Raw genomic sequence first — 14267 nt, forward strand, 5'->3', positions numbered from 1 at the left:
AACTACAACGACCGTCGTTCGCCTCTCCGAAGGCCTGCGCACTACCCTTAATCTCACCGATAGCCTAGCTGAAGCATGAGTATCCTCCACTGTGACCGCTGTGGCGCCCTCTTCGAGACCGACGAGCGATTCATGACCGCAAACGTTCACGTCATCACCAACGACGATCGCGAGACACTCCATCAGGTGTTACTCTGTCACTCGTGTATCCGGGACGTCGAAGACTCGCTCACACTCGAGACGACTATTTTCGAGCACACGTGACGTTGCCTCCGAAGGCTGACAACCTCTGTCAGTTGTGTGTGCAATAAACACATACCGTGAAATGGTGAAATATAGTTAATATTTAACCGAGCGAAGTATCTACCGCGTTTCGGGTCTACGCGACTGCACAGGGGGCGAAAAGGCGTGTCACAGTACAGGAGTCCGTTTCGGGGGGTGTTGAAGCGACCGCCGGCAATTGGAGGCGGCAGTGAAGGCGAGGGTGTTCGCCACGCGACGTGGTTAGAACTGTTCTTCGACCTCGTCTTCGTCGTCGCAATCGCCGAACTTGGTGGATACCTTCACCACCATCTGACGCTATCAGATGTGCTGGGGTTTGCAGGGCTCTTTCTCTTGGTCTGGTGGGTCTGGCTTGGCTACAGTTACTACGCCGACCTCTTCGACACGGAAGACCTGCTCTCTCGGTTGATGATGATTGCCGCCATGTTCCTCGTCATCTTCCTCGCACAGACTGCCGACGACGCGCTCAATGGCGAGTCGTTCGCGTTCGGGGTTGCGATTCTCCTCCTCCGGGCGATTGTCACCCTGTTCTACTATCGTGCACAACATATCGAGGGCCCCGAAAAGCGGTTCGTTCAGTACTTTACCATCTCGAACGTGTTCACGACAGGTATCCTCGCACTCGCGTTGTTCGTCCCCGAACCCGGTCGGTTCGGGCTTTGGGGTGCTGCCGTCATCATCAGCCTCGGTGGGGCTGCCGTCATCTACACCGCCACCGGTGACGTCGTCGAACAGGCGTCTCACCTGCCCGAGCGGCTCGGGCTCTTCACCATCATCGTTCTCGGCGAGACCATCCTCGCCGTCTCGTTCGGGACGTCGATTACGGACCCCGGACCAGAGACGCTCACTATCGGGGCACTCGGCTTCCTCGTCGCCGTCTCGATGTGGTGGCTCTACTTCCGGTACTTCGACGAAGCGCTCATCGACCGGATTCTCCATCCGACGTCTGAACACTGGCTCAATGCGAGACAACGGGGACTCGTCTACACGTTCAGCCACTACCTCACTCACATGGGTATCGTCGCCGGTGGCATCGGCATCATCATCCTGTTGGAGTCGTCGCTGACTGGCGTCGCACCCGAACCCGGCGGAGTGGGTGTGGTTGGCGGCGGAGTCGCGCTGTACCTCATCGGCACGAGTCTCTGTCATCGGGCGATTCCAGACAGCATCGACGGCAACGTGTTCCGGATACGTCTGCTCGTTGCCGCGGGTCTGTTCCTCTACCCGGGGCTGGGTATCCAACTGTCTCCCATCGTCTCACTGGTGCTCGTCTCGGGGCTGTTGCTCGCGGTCATTGCCCTGGATTTCCTATCTCCGGGAGTGGCCGCGCCGCAACTCGAAACAGAGGTCAGGCACTGACCCTTCGACTCCCATTCAGTGTTCTTCCGGATTTTCGGACCACTGTCTCTCGTCACGTCCTCCACGAAACCCAGCAATGACGACGGTTTCCGTGACTGTTCGCGCCCGTCGAAATTCATCGTTCGGTTCACCTGCAGACACGCTTTTGCTCGGAAGTAGCGTCTAGACTGCATGAATCTGAGTCGGACAGGGCGGGAGATTCCGTCCGAAGTAGAGGACCTCCTGACGGGCGAACCGGTGGTCGCTCACCTGGCGACGTGTGCCGACGGGCGACCCCACTCGGCCCCACTCTGGTACCGGTACGACGACGGCGTCGTCGAGATACTCACGACTGGCGTCAAACTCGCGAACATCCGAAAGAACCCACACGTGTCGATTTCGATGGAACGAGACCACGAAGGGATTCCCGAGTGGATGGTCACGATTCGTGGAACGGCGACCATCGTGGAGGACGAAGACGAAATTCAAGAGGCGAACACACGCATCAACCGGAAGTACGGTGTCGAAGACGACGCGTGGTCAGAGAACGTCCTGGTCCGTATCGACGTCGGGTCCGTCGCCTACCGGACGTACTGACGCGCGCTGGACGGTTGGGCTGTCGTCGAGACTCGAAGCGTATTTTTCACGATGGTCGTGTCGCTACGGCGCTTTGATGTACCCGTAGCCTTCGTCTTGGAGTCGTGCGAGTGCGCCGGACCCTGACTGAACACGCTCGACACCGGGGAGTAAGTCGTCGTCGGTGACGCCCATCCCACGGAGTGCGTTCCCACAGACGAGCAGGGTAACGCTCAGTTCTCGAAGCTCTTCGACCATCTCCGGATTCGACGCGGTTGCTTCGATGAACATCCGGACACCGGCCCCGTTTGCCACCACTGCAACGTCGTCGCCTGGTGTGTAGACGCTCTCGTCGTAAATCATGTTCAGCGTGTTCACCATCGCGTGCTCTTGGTCTCCGGGATTCGGGGACGACACGTGAATCACGGTCTTCATGACAGAGAGACGACTCCCACCGATATATCGATAGAGTGTACGGGTCCGAGGTGTGACGAGGTCACTCCGACGAGAGGCGAGGCGTGGTCTGTAGACTCTCGACCATCCCGTTGAGGTGAACGAGTTCACCGACGTCTCTGGCGACGGTGGTCGTCAGTGCACGAATCTGTTCCCACGGCGTCGACGACGCTTCGAACTGGTAGAACTCGAACGTCGGCCCTGCGTTGAGTTCCGCGCCCTCAGACACGGGGTGACTCGTCAGGTACCGGGCTAACGGCGAGAGGATGCCGGACATGACCGTGTAGAGGTCACGGACCAGCGCGTCTTTCGTGTCTCTGTCGGTCGTGGCGTACAGTTCGTCCATGAGGACGAACGAATAGCTATACGCCGCGTTGAACAGGTCAGAGACGGGGCGTAACGCCGGGTCGAAGTCGGCAGTCGTCGGATTCTCCGCGACGGGGCGAACCGCTCCAAGTCGATAGGTGCCGTCCGCAATCGACTTGAACTTGTAGTAGTGGGTCATCTCGTGGTGGGATGGGTCTGCCCAATGTTCGTCTCGGAGCCCCTCTCCCTGATGGATGACCGTCTCGATCGCCCGACACGCACTCTCGATTCCGTCTATCGGGTGCAGGCCGCCGCTGTCTTCTTCGTCGAACTCGACTGGCGCATAGTACCCCGGATGCAGTAGTTGTCGTTCGACCTGTGGGTCGTCGAACAGTCCACCTTCGTCGTCGTCGAGTTGCTCGATGGCCGCTTCGACTGCGAGGTAGAACTGCCCGATGGTCTCGTAGTTGTCGTCTTCTGGCACCGCATCGACTGCCCGTGGGTGTTCGATTGGCATACAGACCCGCTCGATGAAGTCGGGACTACATCGTTCGAGGTTCATCCGAATCGGCGGGTCGTGGTGAGGAAGGTCCATCGGGTACGACGGTATCACGTCCTCGGCGTAGAACCGTGGCTTGCCACCGACGGCGACCATGAGGTTGGCCGCCAGCGCCATGTGGAGCATCTCCTCGACGACGACGCTCCGGATGAGTCTGTACGGTTCTGCGCCTCTGTCGTCGATGGAGTACATCGCGTACAGGTAGGTCGGAATGGTCGACAGTTCGACCTGGACTGCCCACTGAAGGTGTTCTTTGAGGTCTGCTCTCGTCTCGATACCCATAGTCAGTAATTCGACAACAACGACTATCAATATACAGGTCGGGCCGGCCACTCATTCAGGAGTTTGAGACTCTCTCAACCGCGAATTCGAGCGTTCGCCCGACGCGCGCGAAGCGAGGTATAAATCGCGAGACGTTCAATAGTTGGCATGAAGATTCCCAGGGTCAGCCACCACCGGGGGTCGATGGTCGATGCCTCCTTGTCGGTGGGTCATCACCTGCGCGTGGGGTTCAGACGAGGTGACGCGACGCTCCCGTGGAATTCACCGACGCTTCGGGTGGTTTTTGCGAGTACGCTCTTGGCTCCACTGGGAATCGCACTGATTAGTCCGGGACTCCCGGTTATTCAAGCACAGTTCTCCCTGACCGACGCGGAGACGAGTCTCATCCTCTCGTCGTACTTCCTGACTGGAATCGTGCTCTCACCGTTCATCGGCCTCCTCGAAGACCGAATCGGGAGGCGGGCCGTTCTCATTCCATCGCTGCTCGTGTTTAGTCTGACGGGTGCTGCAATCGCGTACGCACCCAGTTACTCGGTCGCGCTCGGACTTCGTATCGTGCAAGGAACCGCCGCTGCAGGGATATTCATCTCGACCGTCACGCTGATTGGCGATACGTTCGAGGGCGTCGAGCGAACTTCCGTCCTCGGGGCGAATACGGCCGTTCTCTCGACTGGGGCGGCTATCTTCCCGATTCTCGGTGGCGTTCTCGCAGCAACGTCGTGGAATGCACCGTTCTTCGTGTACCTTCTGGGTATCCCTGTGGCGCTCCTCGCCTACATCGCGCTCGACGAACCGTCGGTCGAACACGGAACCCACAGTTTCGGGTCGTTTCGGCAGGTCTTCGATGCACTGACGCCCAGTGAAGCCCTCCTGCTATACGGGTCGGCGTTCATGATCGAACTACTCCTCTTCGGTGCGGTGTTCACTGCGATTCCGTTCCAGTTGTCCACCGGGTTCGGCGTTCGCCCCGTCGAAATCGGACTCGTCGTCACGGCAGCGCTCATCGCATCGGCGGTGGCTGCCTCACAGGCTGGCAGGTTGGCAAAGCACCTGTCGGACGAGATGCTCATCATCTCCGGCTTCGCCTTCGCTGGTGTCGGCCTACTCTTCGCTTGGCGCGCAGGCTCTCCAACCATGCTCGGCCTCGCCAGCGTCGTATTCGGGGCGGGGTGGGGACTCGTCCTCCCGTCGATCGACGACGAGGTCAGCGAGTTCGTTCCGGTCGAGTTCCGAGCGGAAGCGTTGAGCCTTCGTAACAGCACGACGTTCCTCGGACGGACGATTGCGCCGATTCTGTTCACGGCGCTTGCCCCCTTCTGGGGGTATCGACTCCTCCTCCTCGTGGCAGGTGCTGTCGGATTCGCCAGCGGACTCGTTGGGTGGATTCTGTCGCGGTGACACACTCCGACTGAGCTAGATACTCGACTGGGAGTGGCTGGCTGGATTCGACCGGGCCACAGGCCACCCCGCTTCAGTCGTCTTCTGTGGTGAATCCAATCTTCTTGTGTGTGTTGTCGCAGAACGGTTTGTTCTGTGACCCGCCACAGCGACACAGCCACTCGTCGGTCGCTCGGTACGACGAACCGTCGTCTTGACCGACGATTTCGAACGCGCCTTCGACGTGGAGTGGGCCGTTCCGCGTCGGTGTCACCGACAGGTCGCCCCCTGCTGCATCAGGAAACTCGTGGTCTTCGCTGACTGTCCCCGGTGCCTCGAAGTCCACGTCGAGGTGGCTGTTGTCGCAGAGGGGCTTGTTCGCTGATGCACCGCACCGACAGAACGCGACACGAGTGTCCGAGAGTAACGGTGTCCCGTCCTCGTCGGTTATCTCGACTGCTCCGTGGGCGTACAGCGGACCGTCGTGAGCGACGTGGATGGTGTTGTCCTCTGGAACCGTCTCTTCCCACCCACCGTCGTTTCGCTCGAAGTGGAGCGCACCCGTCGGGCATCTGGTGATGACTTCTGCGAGGTCGTCGCCGGCGGCGTTATCCGGAACGATCCAAGGACGCTCGTTGGGGTCGAACACGTCCGGGAGTCCCTTGACGCACTCACGAGCGTGAATACAGCGTTTCACGTCGTACCGCACCGTGACGTCCACACCCTCGTACTCGTGGAGTTCCTGTTCCATACATGTTAACGGACTGCAAGCACGATAATACCATAACTAGCGTCGTCGAGGGAACTGCCGAACACTCGTCGTCGAGCAACTGACGTCGCCGCCGTGTTCACACTTTGGAACCCGATATACCGCTAGCATATTCCAAAAATATTTCAAGTCCCTATCTAGTCGGTAAAGCTATATGTCAAACACAGCCAGCGAGAAACCGCTCGACGAAGACGTTGCCGAACTGGCTATGTCTCTTCGAGGAGATATCGTGTCCCCAGACGACGAATCGTACGACGAGACCCGTTCAGTGTGGAACGGCCTCGTCGACACCCACCCATCTCTCATCGTTCAGTGCGATGGTGCCGCTGACGTTGCGAAAGGAATGACGTTCGCCACCGAACACGGAATCCCGTATTCGGTTCGCGGTGGAGCACACAACCAGAGTGGGAGTTCGATGGTCGAAGACGGTATCGTTCTCGACGTATCCCGAATCGACCACGTTCGAGTGTCTCCCGACGAGCAGGTTGCGCAAGTTGGTGCTGGATGCCGTGCCCGCGACGCGCTCATCGAAGCCCAACACTACGGCCTCGCGATGCCGACCGGGAGCGCAGGCGACGTCGGCATCCCCGGGTCCACACTCGGCGGCGCAATTGGCTGGATGCGCCGAAAGCACGGTCTCGGTATCGATGCACTTCGGTCGGTCGACGTCGTCACTCCCGACGGTGACCTCGTCACGGCAAGCGAGAGCGAGAACGAAGACCTGTTCTGGGCGGTCCGTGGCGGCGGTGGTAACTTCGGTGTCGTCACCAACTTCGAGTTCGAACTGTACGAGGTTCCGCCAATCGTCGCCGGTCTCGGTATCTTCTACCCCGGCGACGACGCTGAGGCAGTCTTCGAGAACTACCGTGAAGCAGCGGCCGACGCCCCGGACGAGGTGACGACCATCGCACTCAACAGTCACGTTCCGGGACTGCCTCCGATGCCGGAGGAACTCGTCGGAGAGGACGCTGTTGCAGTCTTAGGCTGTTACATCGGTGACGACCCGGAAGAAGGAATGGCGGCGCTGCAACCCTTCCGTGAACTCGCGGACGACCCGCTTCTCGACATGAGCGAACCGATGCCGTACCTGATGCTCCACCAACTCGGGACGATGATGTTCCCTGAGGGACGCAACTACTGCCATCGGTCGTGTTTCGTCGACGACCTCTCCGAGGACGTTATCGACGCAATCATCGAGCACACCGACGAGGCCGTGTCACACCTGTCCGGTATCGGTGTGTGGCACATGGGCGGTGCAGTGAGTGACGTGGATTCGGACGCGACTGCATACCCACACCGTGATGCGGAGTACATGATTACGGTGGAGGCGAACTGGGACGAAGGCGACGACGACGCCAACATCGAGTGGACTCGTGCGGGTGACGACCTGTTCCGAACCCTCGGTGGGTACGGTGCGTACGGCGGCTTCACGGGTGTCAGTGAGCGAGATGGAGAAGACGCCGCTGAACGCGTGTACGGCGAGAACTTCGAGCGACTCGCCGAAATCAAAGCACGGTACGACGAGTCGAACGACCTCGACAAGAACGTGAACGTCGCTCCGGCCGACGACTAACCGGCGGTACCGTCGTTCACGCGTACTCTCCTGTCGGACCACCCCACGCGGCCGAGGTTTCAGGAGGATGAGGAACTGTACGGTTTCTCTTCGAGGTGGCTAGTCGACCCTATGTTGGCTTCGTTTCGTTCGCACAGAACGGATAATCTTCACGAAAGAAGATTACAATATGGTTCCCGCCCTACTCTCAGTAGAATGGCTGAAACGAAATCGTCGGGTGGGGAGCTTGCGGAGACTCATCTCGAAGGAGAGGTCGCTCAGACCGAAGCCGCATATCGTCGGGCAGAACTGCAGTTCTGGAACCAGTACGGAATCGACCCCGAAGAACACTTCGTCGAACTCGACACCGTGGGTACCACCATCCGAGTTCAAGCGGTCGGGAGCGGTGACCCCGTCCTTCTTCTCCACGGGTCACCGACCAGCGGCACAATCTTCGCGCCGCTGGTGGCCTCCCTCGACGGATTCAGATGTTTGATACCGGACCTGCCTCCCGGTGGGCTCTCGGCACCGTTCGAGATTACGAAGGACAACGTCACCACCTGGCTTGAGCATCTGGTGACGGACACTCTCGATGCGATGGGAGTCGAGCGTGCCCACCTCGTCGCATCGTCTTCAGGGAGTGCGCTGGCGATGAAAGCAGCGCTGCGTGCACCTGAGCGAGTGCAGGGAATCGTCCATCTCGGTGCACCGTGGTTAGTCGAGGATATTCCCGTTCCCTTCGGTGAGAAGCTGATGCTCGTGCCAGGTGTGAGTCGGGTGTTGACGGCGATGACACCGGGACGGAGGATGCAAGTCTCGATGCTGAAGTCGATTGGCCATGGCAAGAGCATCGAAGCCGGCCGGATTCCAGACGCGTACTGGGCCTGGTCCGACGCACTGTTCGCCGAGACCGGAACGTATGCAGACCAGATGCGCACCCTCCCAGCCTTCAGGGGCAGCGGGCTGGACTACGACCCAGCGTTGAAGCTCAGAGACGATGCTCTCTCTCGACAGGGTCCCACTCTCGTAATCTGGGGGACGGACGAGGGGTTGGCGTCGAAAGACGACGCCCAGTCGCTGGTGGACCGCATCCCGGGAGCACGGCTGGAACTGGTAGCCGACGCCGGCCATCTTCCATGGCTCGACTTCCCTGAAGAGGTGGCAGCGTCTGTGCGGCGGTTCCTGAGCGACGTCGAGTGACAGAACCCGAGGCTTTGGCTGTCCTGCTGACTACAGTTCTCTGGATTCAGTAGCTACTCTACGTCTGCTGCGACTCGTTCGAGCTCCGCGACCGTGTTCACGTTCGTCACCGATGCCTGTCCGACCTGTGGAAGCTCGTCGATATCGACGTAGTCGACGTCGCCGAGTTCGGTGAGCAACGCACCGAACCCGTCATCTACTGACAGTCTGTCCCGACAGTCGATGACTGACTCACGTCGGTACACTGCGTGAAGTGGTTCGTACTGGCCGCGAGAGACCGGAACAACTGCGCAAGGGTGGCACGCAGCGGTTCGCGTGGCTCGTTCGAACGTTCCTGTGACTGTGCTGGCATCGACCAGTGGCATGTCACACCCGACTGTGAACAGCCACCGCGTCGACGCGGTTTCACACGCGGACAGCAATCCTGCGAGTGGTCCCGTAAGTTCGTCGTCGTCCATCACGAACCGCACGTCCCACGCTGACGGGAGGGTTCTGGAGAAGCGGTCCCGTTGCGCCTCGGTTCGAACTGCGACGAGAGGGGGCTGTTTTGTCGCGGACGAAAGCGCTCTGACGACGCGTTCGACGAGCGTCTCGCCGTCGAGCGTGGCGAGTGCTTTATTGCCGTCTTCGAACCGGCTGCTGCTCCCACCGGCGAGAACCACACCAGTCACGTCGGCTGCGGACTCACTCATGCGGAGTACTCTTCGGTTCCAGCCATCGTTTCGAGCGTGTGCGGGTCGGTTCCCGGAGTGAGGTGCCGTGCGTCGAGGACAGCGACGGCTTTCACGGTTCGGGCGCCGTCGATATCTGGTGCGATGAATCGTGTCTCGTACGGCTCGTGGGCTGCAATCGGCGTTCCGTCACGGAAGAACGCGAGGAGCCCGTCGAGTGCTGTATAGATGTCGACGCAGATCTGATATCCGTCTGCACTCTCGACGAGCAGGTGGGTCGTCTCGTCCGAGACGTTGGCTTCCGAGAGCAACGCTGTCACCGGAACTCCACGCCACGTGGCCGTGTGTCGAACTCCCGACGCACAGGCAACGGTGACCGTTCGCTCCTCGGTCGGGAGTGCCGCGAGTCGTTCGCGGTCCAGCGACACACGCTCGTCTCCAAGAACTGCAATCGGGTCGGTGAGGGAAATTCTCCCTTCTGTGGTGTCTGCTGACAGCTCCATTGGCGTTCACTATCGGCTGGTTTGTCGGCGACGACGCTCTCTGTACCTTCGAATAATTAAGCTGTTTAACTATGCGCGAGGAGTGACGGTTCGCGCTCGCCCAGCAGTCGAACACCCGCCTGAAGACCGAGTGAATCGAGGGACACCCACACACTCACACACTCACTCATTCACTCATTCACTCACTCACTCACTCACTCACTCACTCACCAGCCTGTGTTCGTCGGTGGACGAGACTGACGTTGTCCATGACGGCTCCGGCGAGCGCGTGGAATGCACGGCTCGTCTCCGTCGTGTCGTCTAGTGCGACCGGTCGTCCGTCGTCTCCTCGCGTTCGTATCTCGGAGGTCAGCGGAATCGACCCGAGGAACGGCAGTTCGAATCGTTCAGCCAACGCTCGGCCACCGCCGCTGTTGAAAATGTCGTGTTCGGACCCACAGTCGGGGCAAACGAACCCGCTCATGTTTTCGACGATGCCGAGGACGGTCGTGTCGTACTCGGTGAACATCCGCATCCCTCTGTCTGCGTCGTCTACGGCGACCGCTTGTGGCGTCGTGACGACGACCGCACCTGCCACAGGGACGCGTTGCAGGAGCGTCAGCTGCGTGTCACCGGTCCCTGGCGGCAAGTCGACGACGAGGTAATCGAGGTCACCCCACGCGACGTCGTCGAGCAGTTGTGTGAGGACTTTATCGACCATCGGGCCGCGCCAGATGACCGGTCCGCCCCCTTCTGTGAGGAACTCCATGCTCATGACGGACATCCCGTGTCGGTCGACCGGGACGAGCTGCTCGTCGTCAGTCACTGCTGGTCGCTCCCGCGCGTTCATCATTCGTGGGATGTTCGGGCCGTACACGTCTGCGTCGAGAATCCCAACGCGTGCACCGCGCCGGGACATGCTGGCGGCCAAGTTCACCGCGACGGTGCTTTTTCCGACTCCCCCCTTGCCCGAAGCGACGGCGATGACGTTCTCGACACCCGGTAGCGGCTGCCCGCTCACTCCATCGGCGTCGTCGTGCTGTGTCGAGAACCGAACGTCGATGCCGTGTTCTTCGAAGGCACCTTCGATGCGACTGCGGAGTTCTGCTACGACTGGTGCGTGCGGCGCGCCGTGCGCGAGCGACACCTCGGCGGTGTCGTCTTCCACAGTGACGTCCGAAACCACCCCGAGTGAGACGACGTCCGTCCCGAGCTCGGGGTCCTCGACCGTTCGCAAGATCTCGTCGACGTCGACGTCGGTCATTCGTCACCCCAGCAGCCGTCGGCAGTCAGTTGTGTCCCGTCGTTTGCAGGCGAGTGCAGCGAGATCGTCGTCGGTTCCCAGAGATGTGTCGTGAGGTGCTCGGTCATGGGCTGTAGCTGTTCGAGGCAGTCTCGATACGCGTCGGACTCGACGAACGCCGTCCACTGAGCGAACGTTTCGAATGTGAGACGGAGTCGGACTTCCGGACTCTCGCCCAGTACGTTTTGCTCGCTCTCGAAGCCGTCGAGCTTCGCGGTGGTAATCCACTGTTCTGTCGTTTTTGGGAGCCACGTCTCGTGCGCTTCGCTGAACTGGTCGGCGACGCTGTACGTGACCTCGTACACGTATTGTTCGTGAGAGTTCATGGGAAATTGTACCATGGTCGCCTCCGTTGGTCCCGACGAACCACCCGGAGACGGGCTACTTGTGGAGCACCTCCCGAGTCACCGTCGCGAGCGACGTGTAGAACTCGTCGCGTGCCTCGTTCTCGACCTGAGACAGGAACTCGTCCGTCCAGACTGTGAGGTGTTCGTCGAGGAACTGGTCGAGTCGCTCGTCGAGTCCCTCCTCCGCAAGGTAGGCGACGAACTCTAGTTCAGTCGCGATGTGGTCCGGCAGGTCCGGGTGGTCTGGCGCTGGTTGGACTCCGAACTCCTGGTACCACCGTACGACTGCTGTCGTCGCCGGCCCGTTGACTGGGCCGAGTTCGTCTGGGTCGTCGCCGTCGCGGTAGACGCTCTCGTACGGTGGACACGGCGGTCCCGCTGGGCCGACGAACAGTCTGGTGTATTCGGTGCGGAGGTCGTGGAAGTCAACCGACTCGAGTTCCCCGAGCACCGTCCGCAACGCACCAGTCTCGACGGCGTCGACTAACTGCTCGGACGGTTCCCGCCAACACTCGGCCAACACTGCGTAGGTCGCCGCAGCGGCTGACTGGAGTGTGTCGTTCTCGACGTCGAGCTTGGATGAGTCGCTCGCTGGGTCGAGTTCTCTCTGGTCGGTCATCGTTCCTCCCCGTTGCCGCCGTCAGTCACGTACGCACGCTGTCCGTCGATTCGCTGGATTGGCACGTATTTCAGGCCGAGCGTGACGATGAGTGCGCCGAATGCGACGATACCGAGCGTAATCGCAATCTCGACGAGGGTTGGGGTGTACGCCCCTGCCGTCGCCCAGATGTCGGTCGTGATACCTGAGTACGCACCACCGAGCGAGATGCCCGGTCCAGCGTCGATGTTGGCGACTTCGTAGCCGGTGAACACCAGACGGATGCCCTCGAACATCGTCCCGAAGACTGCCAGCAGACTCGCGGTGAAGATGACCGGGACACGCTCACGTAGCGACGGAATCATCAGCAGGCCGAGCGGGATGGCACCGCCGACGATGGTCCAGAGCCAGAAGTACGGCGTCTCACCGATGAGGAAACTGCTGGTGATTGCCCAGAACCCGAAGTGGTCGGCCCACGCGTGCGGAAGCCGCTCTGCTGCGAGCAGGTAGACCACGTGGAACGCGAGGAAGATTCCGAGAATCTTCCCGAGACTCGTGAGTTCCTCCCGGTCGACTTCGTAGTTGGTAAAGCGGTCTGCGAGCACGCCCACGACGAGGAGTAACCCGAGCCCAGAGACGAGCGCCTTCGCGATGAAGACCGGTGCGACAAGCGGGCTGAACCAGCTGCCACGACCGATTTGCGTCGCGAAAATCCATCCCGTCACCGAGTGGAGTGCGACTGCCGTGGGCAGCGCAAACGCCGCCGTCCAGAACATGAGCGTGCGGTCACGCTCACGACCCTCCTTGGAGTCTTCGACACCGAACGCCAGTGCCGAACCGCGGGCGGCCAAGTCGCGGCGGGTCAGGAGCCAGAGGTACCAGACGTTCAGCATGCCGTACAGGAGGACGATACCGAAGTCCCACACCATCGGCGACCGGAAGTCCGGCGAGGTGAAGAACTGGTAGAGTCGCTCCGGGCGACCGATGTCTGGCAGGATGAGGAGTCCTGCGACGGTGATACACGCGAGACTCACGAGGACACCCAGTCTGGCGAACCCCTCGTAGCGGTGTGAGTGGAAGAACTTCGGCGCACTCGAGATGATGAGTCCGCCCGCCGACAACCCGACGAACAGGACGAACATCATGATGTACAGCCCCCACGAGAACACGTTGCGCATTCCCGTCGCGATGAGGCCCGTACTGAGCTGGTACCCCCACGCGGCCACGCCGATGACCATGAGGACACCGAGGAAGCCGAGCCACGCCTTCCCCTTCGTGTTGAACGACGGAATCGCGATTCGTGCAGTCCGGTCTTTGACCGTCATCAGTCGTCACCTCCTGCGTCCACGGCGGGGACGTGTGGAACCGCATCACCGACTGCGTCGTCGTCGACCGAGTGGATACCGCCGGTCGACGACCCGGCACTGCCCCCACTACCCGAGTCGGCAGGTACGTCGTCGGTGCCATCAGACCATACCTGAACGTCGTCGAGTTCGCTCTCGAGTTTGTCCGACGTCTGCGGCCGGCCGGGGCTCATCTCGCCACTGATGTAGTACGTCTTCGGCTTCGTGCCCCGGTCTTCGAGCAGTTGGTGCGTCTCGTACTGGTTGATGTACTTCGAGACGGTGCTGGCCTCGTCGTCGAGGTCACCGAAGATACGGGCGTCTGCCGGACAGTTCACGACACAGGCCGGGTCGAGTCCCTCGTCGACGCGGTGGCTACAGAACGTACACTTCTCGACGACACCCTGCGGACGGGCAGGCACGTCGCCAGTCCCTTCTTCGGGCATGTGTTCGGGTTCGTCCCAGTTGAACACCCGCGCGTTGTACGGGCATGCCGCCATACAGTAGCGACATCCGATACACTTCTCGTAGTCGATTTCGACGATGCCGTCGTCGCGGGTGTACGTCGCGTTGACCGGACAGACTTTCACACAGGGTGCGTTCTCACAGTGCTGACACGCCGTCGGCTGGTACTGCATGTCCAGCGACCCGTTGCCGCCGTCGGTCGGGTAGCCCCCAGATGGCGTGTCCATCTTGTCGCCGCCCTCCGTCAGGACGCGGTTCCAGAACTGTCCCATCGGGACGTTGTTCTCTTGCTTACAGGAGATGGCGCAGGCGTGGCAGCCAATACACCGCTCCTGGTCGATTACTAATCCGTAGTTCGTCATTA

16 protein-coding genes are annotated in these 14267 nt (G+C 60.7%); 6 read left to right on the forward strand and 10 right to left on the reverse strand.

Going from position 1 to position 14267, the window contains the following annotated elements:
- Positions 1 to 75 precede the first annotated feature (75 nt).
- From GJR98_RS04000 to GJR98_RS04010, 3 genes are all read left to right on the forward strand, one after another.
- On the forward strand, positions 76 to 264 hold the full coding sequence (locus GJR98_RS04000) for a hypothetical protein (RefSeq protein ID WP_151135687.1): 189 nt from the start codon (positions 76 to 78) through the stop codon (positions 262 to 264).
- 177 nt (positions 265 to 441) lie between these two features.
- A complete protein-coding gene (locus tag GJR98_RS04005; protein ID WP_195759373.1) occupies positions 442 to 1641 on the forward strand; it encodes a low temperature requirement protein A in 1200 nt (399 codons plus the stop codon).
- 171 nt (positions 1642 to 1812) lie between these two features.
- The gene (locus GJR98_RS04010; protein ID WP_151135691.1) at positions 1813 to 2217 is read left to right on the forward strand and encodes a pyridoxamine 5'-phosphate oxidase family protein; all 405 of its coding nucleotides are present in this window, start codon (positions 1813 to 1815) and stop codon (positions 2215 to 2217) included.
- Positions 2218 to 2280: 63 nt separating this feature from the next.
- Here GJR98_RS04010 and GJR98_RS04015 read toward each other — a convergent pair whose 3' ends face one another.
- Complete coding sequence (locus tag GJR98_RS04015; RefSeq protein ID WP_151135693.1) at positions 2281 to 2631, reverse strand: DsrE family protein; 351 nt, start codon at positions 2629 to 2631, stop codon at positions 2281 to 2283.
- Positions 2632 to 2692: 61 nt separating this feature from the next.
- Positions 2693 to 3796: a ferritin-like domain-containing protein gene (locus GJR98_RS04020; RefSeq protein ID WP_151135695.1), complete on the reverse strand. Its 1104-nt coding sequence runs from the start codon at positions 3794 to 3796 to the stop codon at positions 2693 to 2695.
- Positions 3797 to 3943: 147 nt separating this feature from the next.
- Between GJR98_RS04020 and GJR98_RS04025 the strand changes: the two genes are divergently transcribed.
- Entirely contained in the window at positions 3944 to 5194 is a 1251-nt protein-coding gene (locus GJR98_RS04025; protein ID WP_225316361.1) for an MFS transporter, read from the forward strand.
- A gap of 73 nt (positions 5195 to 5267) precedes the next feature.
- Here the strand turns inward: GJR98_RS04025 and GJR98_RS04030 are convergent, their stop codons facing one another.
- On the reverse strand, positions 5268 to 5924 hold the full coding sequence (locus GJR98_RS04030; protein WP_151135697.1) for a CDGSH iron-sulfur domain-containing protein: 657 nt from the start codon (positions 5922 to 5924) through the stop codon (positions 5268 to 5270).
- A gap of 172 nt (positions 5925 to 6096) precedes the next feature.
- On the opposite strand from GJR98_RS04030, the gene GJR98_RS04035 reads away from it, so the two are divergent.
- On the forward strand, positions 6097 to 7515 hold the full coding sequence (locus tag GJR98_RS04035; RefSeq protein WP_151135699.1) for an FAD-binding oxidoreductase: 1419 nt from the start codon (positions 6097 to 6099) through the stop codon (positions 7513 to 7515).
- 195 nt (positions 7516 to 7710) lie between these two features.
- Positions 7711 to 8694 (forward strand): alpha/beta fold hydrolase, encoded by a 984-nt coding sequence (locus GJR98_RS04040; protein ID WP_191965413.1) that lies wholly within the window; start codon positions 7711 to 7713, stop codon positions 8692 to 8694.
- Between the two features lie 53 nt (positions 8695 to 8747).
- Here the strand turns inward: GJR98_RS04040 and GJR98_RS04045 are convergent, their stop codons facing one another.
- From GJR98_RS04045 to dsrO, 7 genes are all read right to left on the reverse strand, one after another.
- The gene (locus GJR98_RS04045) at positions 8748 to 9386 is read right to left on the reverse strand and encodes a molybdenum cofactor guanylyltransferase (RefSeq protein ID WP_151135703.1); all 639 of its coding nucleotides are present in this window, start codon (positions 9384 to 9386) and stop codon (positions 8748 to 8750) included.
- Positions 9383 to 9868 (reverse strand): molybdopterin-dependent oxidoreductase, encoded by a 486-nt coding sequence (locus tag GJR98_RS04050; protein WP_151135705.1) that lies wholly within the window; start codon positions 9866 to 9868, stop codon positions 9383 to 9385. The genes GJR98_RS04045 and GJR98_RS04050 overlap by 4 nt, the downstream gene beginning before the upstream one ends.
- Positions 9869 to 10070: 202 nt before the next feature.
- The gene (locus GJR98_RS04055; protein ID WP_151135707.1) at positions 10071 to 11111 is read right to left on the reverse strand and encodes an Mrp/NBP35 family ATP-binding protein; all 1041 of its coding nucleotides are present in this window, start codon (positions 11109 to 11111) and stop codon (positions 10071 to 10073) included.
- Positions 11108 to 11476, reverse strand: a complete 369-nt coding sequence (locus tag GJR98_RS04060; protein ID WP_195759374.1) for a hypothetical protein — start codon at positions 11474 to 11476, stop codon at positions 11108 to 11110. The genes GJR98_RS04055 and GJR98_RS04060 overlap by 4 nt, the downstream gene beginning before the upstream one ends.
- A 55-nt stretch (positions 11477 to 11531) precedes the next feature.
- Complete coding sequence (locus GJR98_RS04065; RefSeq protein WP_151135711.1) at positions 11532 to 12116, reverse strand: TorD/DmsD family molecular chaperone; 585 nt, start codon at positions 12114 to 12116, stop codon at positions 11532 to 11534.
- On the reverse strand, positions 12113 to 13420 hold the full coding sequence (nrfD, locus tag GJR98_RS04070) for an NrfD/PsrC family molybdoenzyme membrane anchor subunit (RefSeq protein ID WP_151135713.1): 1308 nt from the start codon (positions 13418 to 13420) through the stop codon (positions 12113 to 12115). The genes GJR98_RS04065 and nrfD overlap by 4 nt, the downstream gene beginning before the upstream one ends.
- Entirely contained in the window at positions 13420 to 14265 is an 846-nt protein-coding gene (gene dsrO / locus GJR98_RS04075) for a sulfate reduction electron transfer complex DsrMKJOP subunit DsrO (RefSeq protein ID WP_151135715.1), read from the reverse strand. The genes nrfD and dsrO overlap by 1 nt, the downstream gene beginning before the upstream one ends.
- Between the last annotated feature and the right edge of the window lie 2 nt (positions 14266 to 14267).

Origin of the sequence: Haloferax marinisediminis, from assembly GCF_009674585.1 — an archaeon.
Taxonomy (GTDB): Archaea; Halobacteriota; Halobacteria; order Halobacteriales; family Haloferacaceae; genus Haloferax; species Haloferax marinisediminis.

Bases quoted from the DNA above. Each gene is read 5' to 3' on its own strand.
- GJR98_RS04045 (WP_151135703.1), bottom strand. From the start codon at position 9,386: ATGAGTGAGTCCGCAGCCGACGTGACTGGTGTGGTTCTCGCCGGTGGG.
- GJR98_RS04035 (WP_151135699.1), top strand. From the start codon at position 6,097: ATGTCAAACACAGCCAGCGAGAAACCGCTCGACGAAGACGTTGCCGAA.
- GJR98_RS04030 (WP_151135697.1), bottom strand. From the start codon at position 5,924: ATGGAACAGGAACTCCACGAGTACGAGGGTGTGGACGTCACGGTGCGG.
- GJR98_RS04055 (WP_151135707.1), bottom strand. From the start codon at position 11,111: ATGACCGACGTCGACGTCGACGAGATCTTGCGAACGGTCGAGGACCCC.
- GJR98_RS04020 (WP_151135695.1), bottom strand. From the start codon at position 3,796: ATGGGTATCGAGACGAGAGCAGACCTCAAAGAACACCTTCAGTGGGCA.
- dsrO (WP_151135715.1), bottom strand. From the start codon at position 14,265: ATGACGAACTACGGATTAGTAATCGACCAGGAGCGGTGTATTGGCTGC.
- GJR98_RS04040 (WP_191965413.1), top strand. From the start codon at position 7,711: ATGGCTGAAACGAAATCGTCGGGTGGGGAGCTTGCGGAGACTCATCTC.
- GJR98_RS04000 (WP_151135687.1), top strand. From the start codon at position 76: ATGAGTATCCTCCACTGTGACCGCTGTGGCGCCCTCTTCGAGACCGAC.
- GJR98_RS04010 (WP_151135691.1), top strand. From the start codon at position 1,813: ATGAATCTGAGTCGGACAGGGCGGGAGATTCCGTCCGAAGTAGAGGAC.
- nrfD (WP_151135713.1), bottom strand. From the start codon at position 13,420: ATGACGGTCAAAGACCGGACTGCACGAATCGCGATTCCGTCGTTCAAC.
- GJR98_RS04025 (WP_225316361.1), top strand. From the start codon at position 3,944: ATGAAGATTCCCAGGGTCAGCCACCACCGGGGGTCGATGGTCGATGCC.
- GJR98_RS04065 (WP_151135711.1), bottom strand. From the start codon at position 12,116: ATGACCGACCAGAGAGAACTCGACCCAGCGAGCGACTCATCCAAGCTC.
- GJR98_RS04050 (WP_151135705.1), bottom strand. From the start codon at position 9,868: ATGGAGCTGTCAGCAGACACCACAGAAGGGAGAATTTCCCTCACCGAC.
- GJR98_RS04060 (WP_195759374.1), bottom strand. From the start codon at position 11,476: ATGAACTCTCACGAACAATACGTGTACGAGGTCACGTACAGCGTCGCC.
- GJR98_RS04015 (WP_151135693.1), bottom strand. From the start codon at position 2,631: ATGAAGACCGTGATTCACGTGTCGTCCCCGAATCCCGGAGACCAAGAG.